At 68.9% G+C, this 14,478-nt stretch carries 17 protein-coding genes and 2 pseudogenes; 9 read left to right on the plus strand and 10 right to left on the minus strand.

Annotated features, from left to right (window positions below):
• Positions 1-14: 14 nt before the first annotated feature.
• The 3 genes and pseudogenes from FPZ41_RS38225 to FPZ41_RS38235 all read left to right on the plus strand — a co-directional run.
• Positions 15-695: pseudogene (locus FPZ41_RS38225) on the plus strand (DNA-processing protein DprA); the annotation flags it as partial.
• A 305-nt stretch (positions 696-1,000) separates the two neighbouring features.
• Positions 1,001-1,837 carry an RNA polymerase sigma factor WhiG gene (gene whiG, locus FPZ41_RS38230; protein ID WP_152868377.1) on the plus strand — a complete coding sequence of 279 codons (837 nt, stop codon included), beginning with the start codon at positions 1,001-1,003 and terminating at the stop codon, positions 1,835-1,837.
• A gap of 93 nt (positions 1,838-1,930) precedes the next feature.
• Positions 1,931-2,488 (plus strand): TetR/AcrR family transcriptional regulator, encoded by a 558-nt coding sequence (locus FPZ41_RS38235; RefSeq protein ID WP_322621262.1) that lies wholly within the window; start codon positions 1,931-1,933, stop codon positions 2,486-2,488.
• A 73-nt stretch (positions 2,489-2,561) separates the two neighbouring features.
• Here the strand turns inward: FPZ41_RS38235 and FPZ41_RS38240 are convergent, their stop codons facing one another.
• Entirely contained in the window at positions 2,562-3,116 is a 555-nt protein-coding gene (locus tag FPZ41_RS38240) for a peptidoglycan DD-metalloendopeptidase family protein (protein WP_152868399.1), read from the minus strand.
• 518 nt (positions 3,117-3,634) lie between these two features.
• Here FPZ41_RS38240 and rpsB point away from each other — a divergent pair.
• The 6 genes from rpsB (at position 3,635) to FPZ41_RS38270 (ending at position 9,022) form a co-directional block, all read left to right on the plus strand.
• Positions 3,635-4,570 (plus strand): 30S ribosomal protein S2, encoded by a 936-nt coding sequence (rpsB, locus tag FPZ41_RS38245; RefSeq protein ID WP_152868379.1) that lies wholly within the window; start codon positions 3,635-3,637, stop codon positions 4,568-4,570.
• Positions 4,571-4,746: 176 nt separating this feature from the next.
• Positions 4,747-5,583 carry a translation elongation factor Ts gene (gene tsf, locus FPZ41_RS38250; protein WP_152868381.1) on the plus strand — a complete coding sequence of 279 codons (837 nt, stop codon included), beginning with the start codon at positions 4,747-4,749 and terminating at the stop codon, positions 5,581-5,583.
• A 205-nt stretch (positions 5,584-5,788) separates the two neighbouring features.
• Entirely contained in the window at positions 5,789-6,547 is a 759-nt protein-coding gene (pyrH, locus tag FPZ41_RS38255; protein WP_131559755.1) for a UMP kinase, read from the plus strand.
• Between the two features lie 155 nt (positions 6,548-6,702).
• Positions 6,703-7,260 (plus strand): ribosome recycling factor, encoded by a 558-nt coding sequence (gene frr / locus FPZ41_RS38260; protein WP_131559753.1) that lies wholly within the window; start codon positions 6,703-6,705, stop codon positions 7,258-7,260.
• Complete coding sequence (locus FPZ41_RS38265) at positions 7,260-8,390, plus strand: phosphatidate cytidylyltransferase (protein WP_152868383.1); 1,131 nt, start codon at positions 7,260-7,262, stop codon at positions 8,388-8,390. The genes frr and FPZ41_RS38265 overlap by 1 nt, the downstream gene beginning before the upstream one ends.
• Before the next feature lie 65 nt (positions 8,391-8,455).
• The gene (locus FPZ41_RS38270; RefSeq protein WP_152868385.1) at positions 8,456-9,022 is read left to right on the plus strand and encodes an NUDIX domain-containing protein; all 567 of its coding nucleotides are present in this window, start codon (positions 8,456-8,458) and stop codon (positions 9,020-9,022) included.
• Between the two features lie 1,144 nt (positions 9,023-10,166).
• Here FPZ41_RS38270 and FPZ41_RS38275 read toward each other — a convergent pair.
• The 9 genes and pseudogenes from FPZ41_RS38275 to FPZ41_RS38310 form a co-directional block, all read right to left on the minus strand.
• Positions 10,167-11,405: a tyrosine-type recombinase/integrase gene (locus FPZ41_RS38275; protein ID WP_152868387.1), complete on the minus strand. Its 1,239-nt coding sequence runs from the start codon at positions 11,403-11,405 to the stop codon at positions 10,167-10,169.
• Positions 11,405-11,608, minus strand: coding sequence for a helix-turn-helix transcriptional regulator (locus FPZ41_RS38280; protein WP_152868389.1), 204 nt, complete (start codon positions 11,606-11,608; stop codon positions 11,405-11,407). Before FPZ41_RS38280 ends, FPZ41_RS38275 begins: the two co-directional genes overlap by 1 nt.
• Positions 11,599-13,029 carry a replication initiator protein RepSA gene (repSA, locus tag FPZ41_RS38285; RefSeq protein ID WP_322621260.1) on the minus strand — a complete coding sequence of 477 codons (1,431 nt, stop codon included), beginning with the start codon at positions 13,027-13,029 and terminating at the stop codon, positions 11,599-11,601. The genes FPZ41_RS38280 and repSA overlap by 10 nt, the downstream gene beginning before the upstream one ends.
• A complete protein-coding gene (locus tag FPZ41_RS47535) occupies positions 13,026-13,196 on the minus strand; it encodes a hypothetical protein (protein ID WP_194236368.1) in 171 nt (56 codons plus the stop codon). Before FPZ41_RS47535 ends, repSA begins: the two co-directional genes overlap by 4 nt.
• Positions 13,197-13,201: 5 nt before the next feature.
• Entirely contained in the window at positions 13,202-13,384 is a 183-nt protein-coding gene (locus FPZ41_RS38290; RefSeq protein WP_152868391.1) for a hypothetical protein, read from the minus strand.
• A gap of 90 nt (positions 13,385-13,474) precedes the next feature.
• Entirely contained in the window at positions 13,475-13,855 is a 381-nt protein-coding gene (locus FPZ41_RS38295) for a hypothetical protein (RefSeq protein ID WP_322621261.1), read from the minus strand.
• A 14-nt stretch (positions 13,856-13,869) separates the two neighbouring features.
• Positions 13,870-14,058, minus strand: coding sequence for a mobile element transfer protein (locus tag FPZ41_RS38300; protein WP_152868393.1), 189 nt, complete (start codon positions 14,056-14,058; stop codon positions 13,870-13,872).
• Between the two features lie 2 nt (positions 14,059-14,060).
• Positions 14,061-14,243 carry a hypothetical protein gene (locus FPZ41_RS38305; protein ID WP_152868395.1) on the minus strand — a complete coding sequence of 61 codons (183 nt, stop codon included), beginning with the start codon at positions 14,241-14,243 and terminating at the stop codon, positions 14,061-14,063.
• Positions 14,244-14,262: 19 nt separating this feature from the next.
• A pseudogene (locus FPZ41_RS38310) lies at positions 14,263-14,478 on the minus strand (DUF2637 domain-containing protein); the annotation flags it as partial.

Raw genomic sequence — 14,478 nt, forward strand, 5'->3', positions numbered from 1 at the left:
CCGGTGGGGCGTAAGGCGTCGACGGGGCGGCCCACCGAGGGGTTCTCGGGGCCGGGGGCGCGACCGTCGCCGTGCTGGCCTGCGGGGTGGACCGGCCCTACCCCCGAGGGCACACCCAGCTGATCAACAGGATCGCCGAACAGGGGCTCGTGGTCGGAGAGCTGCCTCCTGGGGACCATCCGACACCCAGCAGGTTCATCCTCCGTAACCGGGTCATCGCCGCGCTCACGCGGGGGACCGTGATCGTCGAGGCCGCGTACCGCAGCGGCGCGCTCGTGACGGCGCGGGCCGCGCAGCGGCTGGGGCGGTTCACGATGGGCGTGCCCGGACCGGCGACCAGCGGGCTGTCGGCGGGTGTGCACGAGCTGCTGCGCGGCGGGGCCACGCTGGTCACCGACGCCGCCGAGGTGACCGAGCTGGTCGGCGACATGGGCGAGCTGGCGCCGGACCGGCGTGGGCCCGTACTGCCGCGTGATCTGCTGGAACCAGGGGCCCGGCGAGTCCTCGACGCCCTTCCCGCCCGCCGGGCCGCGACGGCGCGTGCGATCGCCCGCGGCGCCGGCACGGCGGAGGATGACGCGGTCGGCAAACTGTACGAACTCCGAGCACTTGGCTACGTCGAACGACACGGCGAGGGCTGGAAGTTGACACGCCAGGCCATGATCTCCGGCTCATCCGATCGACGCCGATGCTGACCGAGCGTGTTCGGCCGTCCGGGGGAACGCCGACTGCCCCGGCAATTCCCGGAGTTGGTGCCTCCGTGGGGTTACGCAGTGCGACAGGTGTGACCCCGGGGAGCGCCCGGCGGAAGGGGTTCGCGTACGGGCGATCCCTCGCTCTTCGCGCACTGCGACGCTCCAGTCACGCTACGCTCACGAGGATTCCGGCGTAGACGGCAGGACGACGCAGACGACAAGACGCAGACGGCAACTCCGACACTGGCACAAGGCACCAGGTAGCAGGCACCACCAGTTCACGGCAGAACGGCACAAGGCGACGAATGCCCCAGCACCACTCCGGGTCCGATCGGGCGGCAGTTCCCCCAGCCACCCGCGTCGACGTGCGACCGCCCGCCCCCTCGACGCTCGACGAGCTGTGGCGGTCGTACAAGGCGACGGGCGACGAGCGGCTGCGCGAGCAGCTGATCCTGCACTACTCGCCGCTGGTCAAGTACGTCGCGGGCCGGGTGAGCGTCGGCCTGCCGGCCAATGTCGAACAGGCGGACTTCGTGTCGTCCGGGGTGTTCGGGCTGATCGACGCGATCGAGAAGTTCGACATCGACCGGGAGATCAAGTTCGAGACGTACGCGATCACACGCATCCGGGGCGCGATGATCGACGAACTGCGGGCGCTGGACTGGATCCCGCGGTCCGTACGTCAGAAGGCGCGCAACGTCGAGCGGGCCTACGCCACCCTGGAGGCCCGGCTGCGGCGTACCCCGTCCGAGGGTGAGGTGGCCGCCGAGATGGGCATCGCCGTGGACGAACTCCACGCGGTGTTCAGCCAGCTGTCGCTGGCGAACGTGGTGGCCCTGGAGGAGCTGCTGCACGTCGGGGGCGAGGGCGGCGACAGGCTGAGCCTGATGGACACGCTGGAGGACACCGCCGCCGACAACCCCGTGGAGGTGGCGGAGGACCGGGAGCTCAGACGGTTCCTGGCGCGGGCGATCAACACCCTGCCCGAGCGGGAGAAGACCGTCGTCACGCTGTACTACTACGAGGGCCTCACACTCGCGGAGATCGGCAACGTGCTCGGGGTGACGGAGAGCCGGGTCAGTCAGATCCACACCAAGTCCGTGCTCCAGCTACGGGCGAAGCTGGCGAGTTTCGGCCGTTGACCTGGCCGAGGCCGCTCCGTCGGACGAAGCGTCTCCCGTGGTCGGTGATTCGTCCGTAAAGTGGTTGACGTGCCAAGGATTCGAGCGGCCTCCGTGGCCGAGCACCGGTCGATGCAGCGTGCCGCCCTGCTGGACGCGGCGCGCTCCTTGCTGTCCGAGGGCGGGACGGAGGCGCTGACGTTCCCCGCGCTCGCCGAGCGCACGGGACTCGCGCGGTCGTCCGTGTACGAGTACTTCCGTTCGCGCGCCGCCGTGGTCGAGGAGCTCTGCGAGGTCGACTTCCCCCTCTGGGCGGCGGAGGTCGAGGCGGTGATGGCCGTCGCGGACAGCCCCGAGGGCAAGGTCGAGGCGTATGTGCGACAGCAGCTGGCGCTGGTCGGGGACCGGCGGCACCGCGCCGTCGTCGCCATCTCGGCGAGTGAACTCGACGCGGGGGCACGGGAGAAGATCCGCGCCGCACATGGTGGGCTCGCAACGATGATCGTCGAGGCGCTGGACGCCCTGGGGCACACACAGCCCCGGCTGGCCGCGATGCTGCTCCAGGGCGTGGTCGACGCGGCCGTGCGGCGGATCGAGCTCGGCGCGGCGGAGGACCCCGAGTCGATCACCGAGGCGGCGGTCGCGATGGTGCTGCGGGGGGTTCGGGGCTGAGGCTCCGTTGCTCCGGTTCATCGATAGACAATCCGATCACCGGCAGTCAGTGCGGCACCAGATTCACCTCCAGTTACCTCGGCACCCCGATCACCGGCAGCAGCCGTGACGGCCCCCTCGCCAGCAGCCACGGGGGCAGCAAGGACAGTGGGTCCAGATAGACGTCGGCTCTGAGCAGGCCCCAGTGAAGGCACGACGACGGGCAGTGGGAGGCGCCGGGTTCGAGGAAGCCCAGGACATCGCCCGCGCCCACCTCGGCGCCCTCCTTCACCGAGGCCCGCACCGGTTCGTAGGTCGTCCGCAGGGGTGGATCGCCCGTGTCCGTCAGCTCCACCGAGACGACTCCGCGCCCCGCGACACGGCCCGCGAAGGACACACGGCCGGGCGCGACGGCCCGTACCGGGGCATCGGCGGCCGCCGCCAGGTCCACGCCCCGGTGACCGCGGCCGTACGCCGTCGCAGGGGGTTCCCAGCCCCGTAGGACCAACGGGCGCCGGCCCACGGGCCCCACGGGCCAGTTCCGCCCAACGGCCGGTACGGACGTGTCGGCGCCCGGCGGTCCGGCCGGGCCCTTCCCGGGGCTCGACGACTCCTCCGCGCCGCCCGGTCCGGCCCCCGCGGACGGCATCTCCCGCCCCGCGGCCGCCGGCGGGACCGCGCCCGCCAAGAACACGCCAGGTAGGTCGCGCCCGCGCCACGCCGGGGCGCCGGCGCTGGCTCCTGATGGGATCGCTCCCGGTGGGATCACCGCCAAGGCGGCGACCGTCAGCGCCAGGAGCAGGCCCGGCCACGGCAGGCCCGGCCACGGGCCAGGCCACGGCAGGTCCAGCCACGTCCACGCACGTCGTTTCGCCGCACATCGTTTCGCTCGCATACGAGCACCGTGCCGGAGTGCGGTCGATCACGGCCGGGATCTGTGGACCACCGGCGGGTTGTGGATATCGGCGTCACCCGGGGCCCCTTGGGTCCCGTACACTTCTGGTGGCGACCCGGGCCACCGGGTCGACTTCGCACGCCCCGATACGAGGCCCGTCAGTGGTCCGTATCAGCGCCCCTCGGTCCTTCGCGGCACGGCGCGTCGCGGGCGTCAGGCGCGAGTGCCGTCCGGCACCCGCGGCACAACCGAGAAACACAAGGAGAACGGCCATGGCCGTCGTCACGATGCGGGAGCTGCTGGAAAGCGGCGTCCACTTCGGTCACCAGACCCGTCGCTGGAACCCGAAGATGAAGCGCTTCATCTTCACCGAGCGCAACGGCATCTACATCATCGACCTGCTCCAGTCGCTGTCGTACATCGACCGCGCCTACGAGTTCGTCAAGGAGACCGTCGCCCACGGCGGCACGGTCATGTTCGTCGGCACGAAGAAGCAGGCGCAGGAGGCCATCGCCGAGCAGGCCACCCGCGTCGGCATGCCCTACGTCAACCAGCGCTGGCTGGGCGGCATGCTCACCAACTTCTCGACCGTCTACAAGCGTCTGCAGCGCCTGAAGGAGCTTGAGCAGATCGACTTCGAGGACGTGGCGTCCTCCGGTCTGACCAAGAAGGAGCTGCTGGTCCTCTCCCGCGAGAAGGCCAAGCTGGAGAAGACCCTCGGTGGTATCCGCGAGATGCAGAAGGTGCCCAGCGCCGTCTGGATCGTGGACACCAAGAAGGAGCACATCGCGGTCGGCGAGGCCCGGAAGCTCAACATCCCGGTCGTCGCCATCCTCGACACCAACTGCGACCCCGACGAGGTCGACTACAAGATCCCGGGCAACGACGACGCGATCCGCTCCGTCACCCTGCTCACCCGCGTGATCGCCGACGCCGTCGCCGAGGGCCTCATCTCCCGCTCGGGCGTCAAGACCGAGGGCGAGAAGGCCGCGGGCGAGCCGCTCGCCGAGTGGGAGCGCGACCTGCTCGAGGGTGGCGAGAAGAAGGCCGAGGAGCCCCCGGCCGCCGAGGCCACCCCGGCCGCCGAGGCCGAGAAGCCGGCCGAGGCTCCGGCCGCCGAGGCTGCTCCGGCCGCCGAGGCTGCTCCGGCCGCCGAGGCTGCTCCGGCCGCCGAAGCCGCTCCGGCCGCCGACGCCGAGCAGGCCTGACACCAGGGCGTGAACGGCGGGAGCGGCACTGCATCCCATAGCGCCTCCGGCGCGGTGAAGTCCGCTCCCGCCGTTCACCCGTAGGTCAACGGCTCGTCAGGGATCCACGGCTGGATGTGGATCGCATACCCCGTAGATCTTCGATCCTCCAGACTTCGAGAAAGATTCACAGACTCATGGCGAACTACACCGCCGCCGACGTCAAGAAGCTCCGCGAGCTCACCGGCGCCGGCATGATGGACTGCAAGAAGGCGCTGGACGAGGCCGATGGCAACGTCGAGAAGGCCGTCGAGGAGCTCCGCATCAAGGGCCAGAAGGGCGTCGCCAAGCGCGAGGGCCGCTCCGCCGAGAACGGCGCCGTGGTCTCCGTCATCGCCGACGACAACAGCTCCGGTGTCCTGGTCGAGCTGAAGTGCGAGACGGACTTCGTCGCCAAGGGCGAGAAGTTCCAGGCCGCGGCCACGGCCATCGCCGAGCACGTCGCCAAGACCTCCCCGGCCGACATCGAGGCGCTGCTCGCCTCCGAGATCGAGGCCGGCAAGACCGTCCAGGCGTTCGTGGACGAGGCCAACGCCAACCTCGGCGAGAAGATCGTCCTGGACCGCTTCGCGCAGTTCTCCGACGGCTTCGTGACGGCGTACATGCACCGCACGATGCCCGACCTGCCGCCGCAGATCGGTGTCCTCGTCGAGCTCGACAAGCCGAACGCCGAGGTCGCCAAGGGCGTCGCCCAGCACATCGCCGCCTTCGCGCCGAAGTACCTCTCCAAGGAGGACGTCCCGGCCGAGGTCGTCGAGTCCGAGCGTCGTGTCGCCGAGGAGACCACCCGCGCCGAGGGCAAGCCGGAGGCCGCCCTGCCGAAGATCGTCGAGGGTCGCCTCAACGGCTTCTTCAAGGACGCCACGCTGCTGGGCCAGCCGTACGCGCTCGACAACAAGAAGTCCGTCCAGAAGATCCTGGACGAGGCCGGTGTCACCCTGAAGCGTTTCTCGCGCATCAAGGTCGGCATCTGAGTCATTACAGCGATCGACGCGCGACCCCGCTAGGGTCGACAGCAGTCGTCCGAGTCGTCCGTGTCGCTCGCGTATGCCGTCCCGTACACGCGTGACGGACGACAGCAGAATCGACGAGGAGGCCATTGCCGCGCATGGGATGCGAAACGCCCCACCGGCAGTGGCCTTCTTCGTATGTGCAACAGGTGAAAGAGGCGGGAACCCCATGACCACCAAGGCCCAGAAGAGCGATGACGGCAAAGTACGCGGCCGGTTTCTGCTGAAGCTGTCCGGAGAGGCCTTCTCCGGCGGTGGGGGCCTGGGCGTGGACCCCGACGTGGTGCACAAGATCGCCCGCGAGATCGCGGCCGTCGTACGGGACGGCGCCCAGGTCGCGGTCGTCATCGGCGGCGGCAACTTCTTCCGCGGCGCCGAACTCCAGCAGCGCGGCATGGACCGTGCCCGCTCCGACTACATGGGCATGCTCGGCACCGTGATGAACTGCCTCGCCCTCCAGGACTTCCTGGAGAAGGAGGGCATCGACAGTCGGGTCCAGACCGCCATCACCATGGGCCAGGTCGCCGAGCCGTACATCCCGCTGCGCGCCGTGCGCCACCTGGAGAAGGGCCGCGTCGTCATCTTCGGCGCCGGTATGGGCATGCCGTACTTCTCCACCGACACCACCGCCGCCCAGCGCGCCCTGGAGATCGACGCCGAGGCGCTGCTGATGGGTAAGAACGGTGTGGACGGGGTCTACGACTCCGACCCCAAGACCAACCCGGACGCGGTCAAGTTCGACTCCCTCGGCTACGGCGAGGTCATCACCCGCGAACTCAAGGTCGCCGACGCCACGGCGATCACCCTGTGCCGCGACAACAAACTGCCGATCCTCGTGTTCGAGCTTCTGGCGGAGGGAAATATCGCGCGCGCCGTCAAGGGTGAGAAGATCGGCACTCTCGTGGGTGAACAGGACAGCCGGGCCTGACCGGGAACCACCCCTGCCCGGGGGACGGACCCTGACCGGGGGATGGACAATGTTCTGATGGTCGGGAACCGTGCAGGAACAAGACGCGACGCAGCCGGCCGCCGACGTGACAGAGAACAGCAGCCGGGCCTACTCAAGACACGCAGGAGCAAGTGGTGATCGAAGAGACCCTCCTCGAAGCCGAGGAGAAGATGGAGAAGGCCGTCGTGGTCGCCAAGGAGGACTTCGCCGCGATCCGCACCGGTCGTGCGCACCCGGCGATGTTCAACAAGATCGTGGCGGACTACTACGGAGCGCTGACGCCGATCAACCAGCTGGCTTCGTTCTCGGTGCCGGAGCCGCGCATGGCCGTGGTGACCCCGTTCGACAAGAGCGCGCTGCGCAACATCGAGCAGGCGATCCGTGACTCCGACCTGGGCGTCAACCCGAGCAACGACGGAAACATCATCCGAGTGGTGTTCCCCGAGCTCACCGAGGAGCGTCGCCGCGACTACATCAAGGTCGCCAAGACCAAGGGCGAGGACGCCAAGGTGTCCATCCGCTCCGTCCGCCGCAAGGCCAAGGACGCCATCGACAAGCTGATCAAGGACGGCGAGGTCGGCGAGGACGAGGGCCGTCGCGCGGAGAAGGAGCTCGACGACACCACCGCGAAGTACGTCGCCCAGGTGGACGAGCTCCTCAAGCACAAGGAAGCGGAGCTGCTCGAAGTCTGATGAACGAGTCTTCCTGGGGGGCGCCGCCACAAGCCGGGTACTGGGGGCCGTCCGACCACGGGCCTGTCCAGGGGGCTGCCCCGGCGGGTCCCGCGTACGATGCGCACGTGGGTTCGCGTCCATCGCAGACTCAGCCCTTGCCCATCGTGCCCGACGTCCCCGCGCATGGCGGAAACCAGGATGACAACCGGGGGGCCGCTCGGATGGGCGGCCCTTCGTTCCGCGACGAGATGCCGCCGGCGCAGCCCCATGGGGTCGCGCCGCAGAAGAAGCCGGAGCCCATGCCCGACGCCCCTCAGCCCACCCCGCAGAAGAAGAGTGCGGGCCGTGACCTGAGCGCCGCGATAGGGGTCGGTATCGGGCTCGGGGCGGTGATCGTCGCCTCGTTGTTCATCGTCAAGGCCGTCTTCGTGGGCGTCATCGCGGTCGCCGTGGTGGTGGGCCTGTGGGAGCTCACGTCGCGTCTGCAGGAGCGCAAGTCCATCAAGGCGCCCCTCGTACCGCTCGCGGTCGGTGGCGCGGCGATGGTCGTCGCCGGGTACGTACGGGGCGCCGAAGGCGCGTGGGCGGCCATGGCGCTCACCGCGCTCGCCGTCCTGGTCTGGAGGATGACGGAGCCGCCGGAGAACTATCTCAAGGACGTCACGGCGGGCGTCTTCGCTGCGTTCTACGTCCCGTTCCTGGCCACGTTCGTCGCGCTGATGCTCACAGCGCACGACGGCCCGTGGCGGGTCCTGACGTTCCTGCTCCTCACAGTCGTCAGCGACACGGGCGCGTACGCCGTCGGCTGGCGCTTCGGCACGCACAAGCTGGCGCCGCGCATCAGCCCCGGCAAGACCCGCGAAGGTCTGCTCGGCGCGGTCGCGTTCGCCATGGTGGCCGGCGCCCTGTGCATGCAGTTCCTCATCGACGACGGCACCTGGTGGCAGGGTCTGCTCCTCGGCCTCGCGGTCGCCGCCAGCGCCACGCTGGGCGATCTCGGCGAGTCGATGATCAAGCGCGATCTGGGCATCAAGGACATGGGCACGCTGCTGCCGGGCCACGGCGGCATCATGGACCGGCTGGACTCGTTGCTGCCCACCGCGCCGGTGGCGTGGCTGCTGTTCGTCCTCTTCGTGGGGTCCGGCTGACCGCCGTATCGCTGTTCTCTCCTCACCACCCCTTCCGTTCGTAGGATCTCCGCAGGAGGATCCGCGTGACGGGAGGGGCGGGGCGTATGCGGGACCTGCACAGCCTGGACGAACTCCAGGAGTGGCTGCGGAGCAACGGCATTCCCTGCGAGTCATGGGGCATCGGCGCCGTGAAATCCGTACGGAACCTGTGGGACGAGATCACCTCGGGCGAGGCGACGCTGTCGGACGACCCGCCGCTGCGCCACGTCTCGGTCGTCAGCGTGCGCATCCGGCAGGACGGAAAGCAGCTCACGGAAGTCGGGCAGCTCATGGCGGGCGGCGCCGTGCGGAAGAGGAACTCGCCGCCCACCGAGAAGATGAAGCCCGGGGAGACGGTGGTCGCGGCGGTGCTGCGGTGCCTGGCCGAGGAACTCGGAGTCCGCGAAACGGACGTCACCATCGATGCGCAGTCCCTGTCGGTGGCCGTCGAGAAGGTCGTCTCACCCTCGTACCCCGGCCTGCCGAGCGAATACCGCCTCCACTCGGTCGACGCCCAGGTCTCCGGCCTGCCCCGAACGAGCTTCACGACCGAAGAGGCCTCCGGGAGCGGGGATGCGGTGATCTCCACGCACTACTGGGAGTGGCGGTAGCCGCCCCGGCACCGTGGGTACGCGAAGGGCTCGTCGTCCACAGGCGGCGACCTCTTCTGCGCCCCGCTGGGGCGTCCGGTTCGGGTAGGGTCCTGCGCATGGGGCGGGCGCGTTTACACAAAGACGGCACCTATCACGGTGATCTGCAGTGCAGATATTGCGGTGCACTCATCGAACAGGGCGGGCGGAGCAAGCCGCGGCTGTACTGCCGCTTGTCCCACCGCTTGAAGAGCTACGGCGCCGCGGTCATCGGCGTGGTCACCAGTCTGTTCTGAAGCCGGATCAGCCGTCCGGTGCTGTGATCGCCGAGTGCGGGACCCGGACAACGATCTGCGACACTGGTACGGCCATGCCTAAGCCCGGAGAACTGGCAGTGGTTCGGCAGCAACAGGCCCTCTAGCTGCGAGAATGGCGAGATCAAGCTGTCAGGTCTGACTCTGGGGCCGTCTCTGGGCCGTCTGGCGCTCGTGGGCCCCCACCCGTTCCGATGCGTGCTGCTCCTTGACGGGCTACCGCAGGCATCCGCGAAACGAGGCGCCGGAGACGAACCACCGACGTCAGTGCAGATCTTTCAACAGATTTTTTTGGTGGTACCACCTTGAAAAGTTGCACGACCAAATCTCGGAACGTTGCTTTGAAACGAGATGTGTCAAAGCACATACGGATTTTCGTAGGTGCGCTACGGTGGTACCACCAACGCATCTGAAGGTGCATTAGGGTGGGGCCGAGGTTGATTCGAGAGCATCGGCCTCAGACGTGAGCGGGGTCCCCTCCGCCCGCAAGCCTCAGGGACCCCAGTGGACTACCGGCCGTGTAGAAGCCCGGTCAGGTGTGCCGTGATGGTGGCTGCTACCACCGCTACGAGCACTTCCCAGGCCATCCGCTTCGCACGGCCGTAGTTCTTGCTGGCACGTGCGTGCGTGAGCCATCCCCTGGCCCACTCGGCAACCGCTGACCACAGCGCCGCAGCGCGGCCCCATGGAGTGGTCATATCGTTCTCCTCCATCCTGCGGGCACGGCTCTATCGCCCGCAGGACGGAGGAGGCACCGAAAATCAGCGTCCGCACTGAGTAAATCGGACCCGCGAGTGCTGCGGGGCGGGAATCCAGAAATTCGGTGAACCACGAGCTGTGAGAGAGGCGAACTACTCGTTGTCGCCGGTGCGTAGGGCGCTGTTGACGGCTTTTCGGGTTCGCTCCTGACTCGACGGCATGAGGTGCGCGTACACCCGCAATGTCAGCGCTGGGTCCGTGTGCCCCAGGTACTGACTGACGGCCTTGATGCTCTCTCCGGCGTCCAACAGAACGGATGCGTAGAAGTGCCTCAGGGCGTGCATGCCGTGCTCGCGCGCGGATACGTACTTACCAGCCTCCCCGGCATCGGGGATGAGGCCAGCCACCGCGAGCGCGGGCTTCCACTCCTGGATGTTGAAGTTGCTGCGCCACACGACCCCGCTCGCGGTGTTCGTGAACAGGAGACGGGCCGACACCTTCGGGCCGTCAGGCTTCCTCCACGGCAACGTGATCTCAACCGGCTTGTACGCGTCCATGTGCGCACGGACAGCCTCAGCCACTGATGACGGCAGCGGTACGTCCCGCTCCTTATTGCACTTCGGCGGGGCGAACACGGCTTTCCCTCGGATGAGCTTCACCTGACGGACCACTCGCAGGATGCCGCCCTCGAAGTCCAGTGCATCGTCAGCGAGTCCAACGATCTCACCTTGACGGAGTCCGCACCCTGCTCCCGTGTCCACCATGGACCGGTACCGCTCGGGTAGCGCTGCGCGAACAGCGTGCACCTGGGTGGGCAGCCATGGCACGACGCGGCGCCGCTCGGCCGTGGGCGGTCGGACGGACTTCGCTGAGCAGGGGTTCCGGGGCAATAGGCCATCATCCACGGCCGCGCTCAGCACGGCTCGCACGTCGCCGTAGATGTTGCGAGCGTAGGCGCCGCTCACGGCCGGGTTCATCTCCAACGCGCTCACGAGTTCGCGGATGTGCTCGGGGCGAAACGAGTCCAGCGGCCGCGTGCCGACGACGGGGAACGCGTGCAGGCGCAACCGCTGCTCCGCCACGATCTGACTGGATAGATCCGCACTGTGGGCCTTGAGCCATTTCTCGGCGTAGCCCTTGAAGGTGATCCGGGCAGCGCGCGGGTCGATGTACTGGCCGCGCGACATGTCCGACGCGATGTCGGTGAGCCACCTCTCAGCAAGACGCTTCTGCCGATCCGGGAAGCTCTTGGACTTCTCGGTGCCGTCGGGGCCGATGTACCGGGCGCGGTAGCGCATGCCGGTGCCGTAGCGGTCGCTCTTGACCTTGTGAGGCTTGCCATCCGGTCCGGTCTCGGTCTTGTACCAGCGGTCTTGGATGTGTCCGGCCATCAGGCGGCCCCTTCCGTCAGGGACTCGACCCAGGCCCGGACGGCCTCAGGATCGAAGCGGAGGTAACGGCCGGCACGGAAGCCGCGGGGACCGATGCCCTTGCGCCGCCACTGATAGACGGTCTCGATACTGGGCAGGCGCAGTAGCGCCACGAGGTCTTCCGGGGTCAAGTACTGATCAGGCAGCGGGAGACTCACGCGCATACCTCCCAGTCGTCCAGCACCGGTATGTCGGCGAGGGCCTCACGTGCGGTCTCGCGGTTCTGTTGGATGTCGCGGTGGATGGTGGCGGCGAGCCAGGATTCGCCGGGGGTGTAGCCGTGTCCGGCGTAGGTCCAGTGGGCGAGGGTGAGCGTGGTTGCCTCCGGAGTGTCGTCGGGGTCGGGCAGGCCGAGAGCGGCGCGTTGCTGGGTGGCGCGGTAGTCGGCGCGGACCTGGCGCAGCGCGCCGAGGGTGGTGGAGTAGCAGCGGGACTTGGTGGAGAAGTGGCCGCGGAAGCCGAGCATGTGAGCCCAGTCGCGGAGCTTGCGGTCCGGGTAGAGGGCGTGCAGGTCGAGGCAGGCTTCGATCAGGCGCCGGGGGTGGTCGGAGACGCCGAGTAGCACGAGTGCTTCTTTGTTGCCCACGCGGCGGTCAACGGTGCCGGTGGTCTCGGCGGCTTTGGTGGCGTACTTGGCGACGTAGGAGGCGACGGCTTGTTCGGTGATCTCTTCGCCGTTGCCGAAGGCGCCGATAGGCTGGACGTCGAGCTGGGTGCCCCAGCGCAGGGTGCGGGCAGGTTGCGTGCGTGCTGGTTGGTCGGGGTCTGGCTGATACCGGGCCGGGGGCACGTCGACTGCGACGCGGGCAGCGGCGGCGTGGATCGCGTCGGTGAGCAGGCCGACGCTGGCCCAGTGCGGGGGCGGGGTGTCCGGTCCTTCGGGGCCGTCGAAGCGGATCACCGCGTGGAAGTGCACGGCGCCGCGCTTCTGGTACTCGGCGACCTTGCCGAAGGACAGCCGGGACTGCTCGCGAGCGGCTTTCTGGGTGAGTCCGGCCCTCTTGGCGATCTCGCGGCGCAGGTAGATCGTGAAGTAGCGCCACAGGTCGGATGCGTGGTTGTTCCACAGCACGGCGCTCGCGTAGTCGTACGTCGTGGGATCGAGTGCGGTGCCGAGGGCTGGATCGTCTTCCGCGTGGTGGGTGCCGCAGCGGCAGGGGCGGTTGCCGGGGCGGTTGTGGACGGGCCCGAACGAGGGGGCGGTGAGGGTGGCGAAGACGCGGGGGTGTTCCCGCACGGTCTCCGGGGTGCCCTTGGCTGGATCACCGGTCAGTCCGGCGCGGATCAGGTGGTAGGTATCTCCGGCGTAGGTCCAGGCGCATGCGGGGCAGCGGGAGGCACGGCGGTTGCCGCAGGCCACGCGGAGCATGCCGCCCGGCTCGGTGTCGGTGGAGTAGGCGTGTAGGACCGTCCCGGTAGCGCGGTCGATCATCTTGGTGGCGCCCATGAGGCGGATCGGGTCGGAGCAGCCACCGGTTCGTTTGATCTGTTCTTGCCAGCGGTCGAAGTCGGCCGACCCGGCCACCCTCAGCACGTCGGCGAGGGTGGCCGGGTCGAGACCCGCCGGGGTGGCGGTGTCGGTCACGCGTTGTCCTCCTTGGACGGGTGGCGGTCGATCCAGTCCTCGGCGCAGACCTTGTGGACGGGCTTGCCCCGGTCGGAGCGCAGCGGGGTGGGCTTGGTGCAGATCACGCACGGCTGGTCACCGGTGTGGTCGAAGTGCTCGGACGAGCGCCAGTTCAGGAGAGCCACGGCGGTCACCTCTCGGCGCGGGTGAGCGCGGCGGCGGGGGCGGTGTGGCCAGTGCCCTTGCAGGACGGGCAGGCGACGCGGAGGGTGGAGCGGGAGCCGTCGCGGTGCCGGGTTCCGGTGGTGATCGCGACGGTGGCGAAGCCGTCGCAGTCGCGGCATACCGGCGTGTTCAGGGCGTGCTGAGGCATGATGGGTGAGCCCTTTCGGATCAATGGGTCTGGAAGTGGTCAGGCCGTCCGGGGCGGCGGAAGTTTGGCGACCGAGGCCGCCCCGGGGGGCTACTTGAAACGGCGGGTCTTGGACCGGGAGGTTCCAGCCCGCGCGGGGTGCTTGCGCGGGGTGCGGGAGCGGCTCTTGGCGAGCGTGCGGCGGGATAACTCCCGGCGCTTGGACTGGCGGTTGAGGGTGAAGCCGAGGCCGCAGCTTGCCGACAGGACCGCGAGAGCGGACGCGGCGATGATCTGGACGACGAACGCGATCACCACCAGCACCACGACCGATCCGGCAGTGATCGCGAGGGTGAGCAGGATGGGGCCCTTGTACGAGCGGGGCGCTTCCTGCACGATCACGACTTTGCGCACGTCGGTGCCGGGCGGGATCTGCCGGTACAGCTCGGCCGGGATGTGACCGGCGCGCATCTGTTCCTCGGGCAGGTTCATGGAGCCGTCTCCTGTCAGGCGGGGCAACGGTGGGTGCGGGCGGCGAGTTCGGCCGCCGACCGGTTGCCGTGTTCGGTGGAGAAGCCGCAGCCGGGAGCCGTGCATGCGGCGGTGTGCCTTGTCTGGCCCCGGCCGTTGTGGAAGGAGCCGACCTTGACGGGGCCGATGCGGATCACGTCGTAGAAGCGGTTCGGGCGCGGCATGGTCAGACCTCCTGCCGGAGGCTGCGGCCGGGGAACTCGGCACGGATGCGGGCGGCTTCCTCGGGGTCCGGCGTGTGGTCGGCGGCTTCCTCGGCCAGCAGGCGCGCCAGGGTCGGACGGCCGGAGTCGGCCATATCGCGCGCCGCCTCCAGGTAGTCAGCGGCGCGGGTGAAGGTGCGGGCCATGAGTGGATTTCCTTTCTGATCAGGCGAGTTGGGCGACGATCGCCCCGGCGAGGTCTTCCGGGATGCCGAGGCGGGCGCGCAGGGTGGCGGTGTCGATGTCGGTACCGGTGCGCGTGCGGTGGTCGGTGGCGACCTTCCGGGCGTGGTCGATCAGCGCCGGAGGCACCGCGGGGGCCGCTTCGGGCAGAGCCGGAGCCGGGGCGGGAGCGGTGATCTGCTCAGGCTCGGGGGCGGG

This window comes from Streptomyces acidicola, from assembly GCF_009377235.1.
GTDB classification, from domain to species: Bacteria; Actinomycetota; Actinomycetes; order Streptomycetales; family Streptomycetaceae; genus Streptomyces; species Streptomyces acidicola.

What these genes read in the sequence shown, in the direction of transcription:
- tsf (WP_152868381.1), top strand. Translation starts at nt 4,747, where the DNA reads ATGGCGAACTACACCGCCGCCGACGTCAAGAAGCTCCGCGAGCTCACC.
- FPZ41_RS38240 (WP_152868399.1), bottom strand. Translation starts at nt 3,116, where the DNA reads ATGCCGTCCGCGGGGGCCGGACCGGGCGGCGCGGAGGAGTCGTCGAGC.
- FPZ41_RS38265 (WP_152868383.1), top strand. Translation starts at nt 7,260, where the DNA reads ATGAACGAGTCTTCCTGGGGGGCGCCGCCACAAGCCGGGTACTGGGGG.
- FPZ41_RS38290 (WP_152868391.1), bottom strand. Translation starts at nt 13,384, where the DNA reads ATGCCTCAGCACGCCCTGAACACGCCGGTATGCCGCGACTGCGACGGC.
- FPZ41_RS38300 (WP_152868393.1), bottom strand. Translation starts at nt 14,058, where the DNA reads ATGCCGCGCCCGAACCGCTTCTACGACGTGATCCGCATCGGCCCCGTC.
- whiG (WP_152868377.1), top strand. Translation starts at nt 1,001, where the DNA reads ATGCCCCAGCACCACTCCGGGTCCGATCGGGCGGCAGTTCCCCCAGCC.
- FPZ41_RS38305 (WP_152868395.1), bottom strand. Translation starts at nt 14,243, where the DNA reads ATGGCCCGCACCTTCACCCGCGCCGCTGACTACCTGGAGGCGGCGCGC.
- rpsB (WP_152868379.1), top strand. Translation starts at nt 3,635, where the DNA reads ATGGCCGTCGTCACGATGCGGGAGCTGCTGGAAAGCGGCGTCCACTTC.
- FPZ41_RS38275 (WP_152868387.1), bottom strand. Translation starts at nt 11,405, where the DNA reads ATGGCCGGACACATCCAAGACCGCTGGTACAAGACCGAGACCGGACCG.
- pyrH (WP_131559755.1), top strand. Translation starts at nt 5,789, where the DNA reads ATGACCACCAAGGCCCAGAAGAGCGATGACGGCAAAGTACGCGGCCGG.
- FPZ41_RS38295 (WP_322621261.1), bottom strand. Translation starts at nt 13,855, where the DNA reads ATGAACCTGCCCGAGGAACAGATGCGCGCCGGTCACATCCCGGCCGAG.
- FPZ41_RS38280 (WP_152868389.1), bottom strand. Translation starts at nt 11,608, where the DNA reads ATGCGCGTGAGTCTCCCGCTGCCTGATCAGTACTTGACCCCGGAAGAC.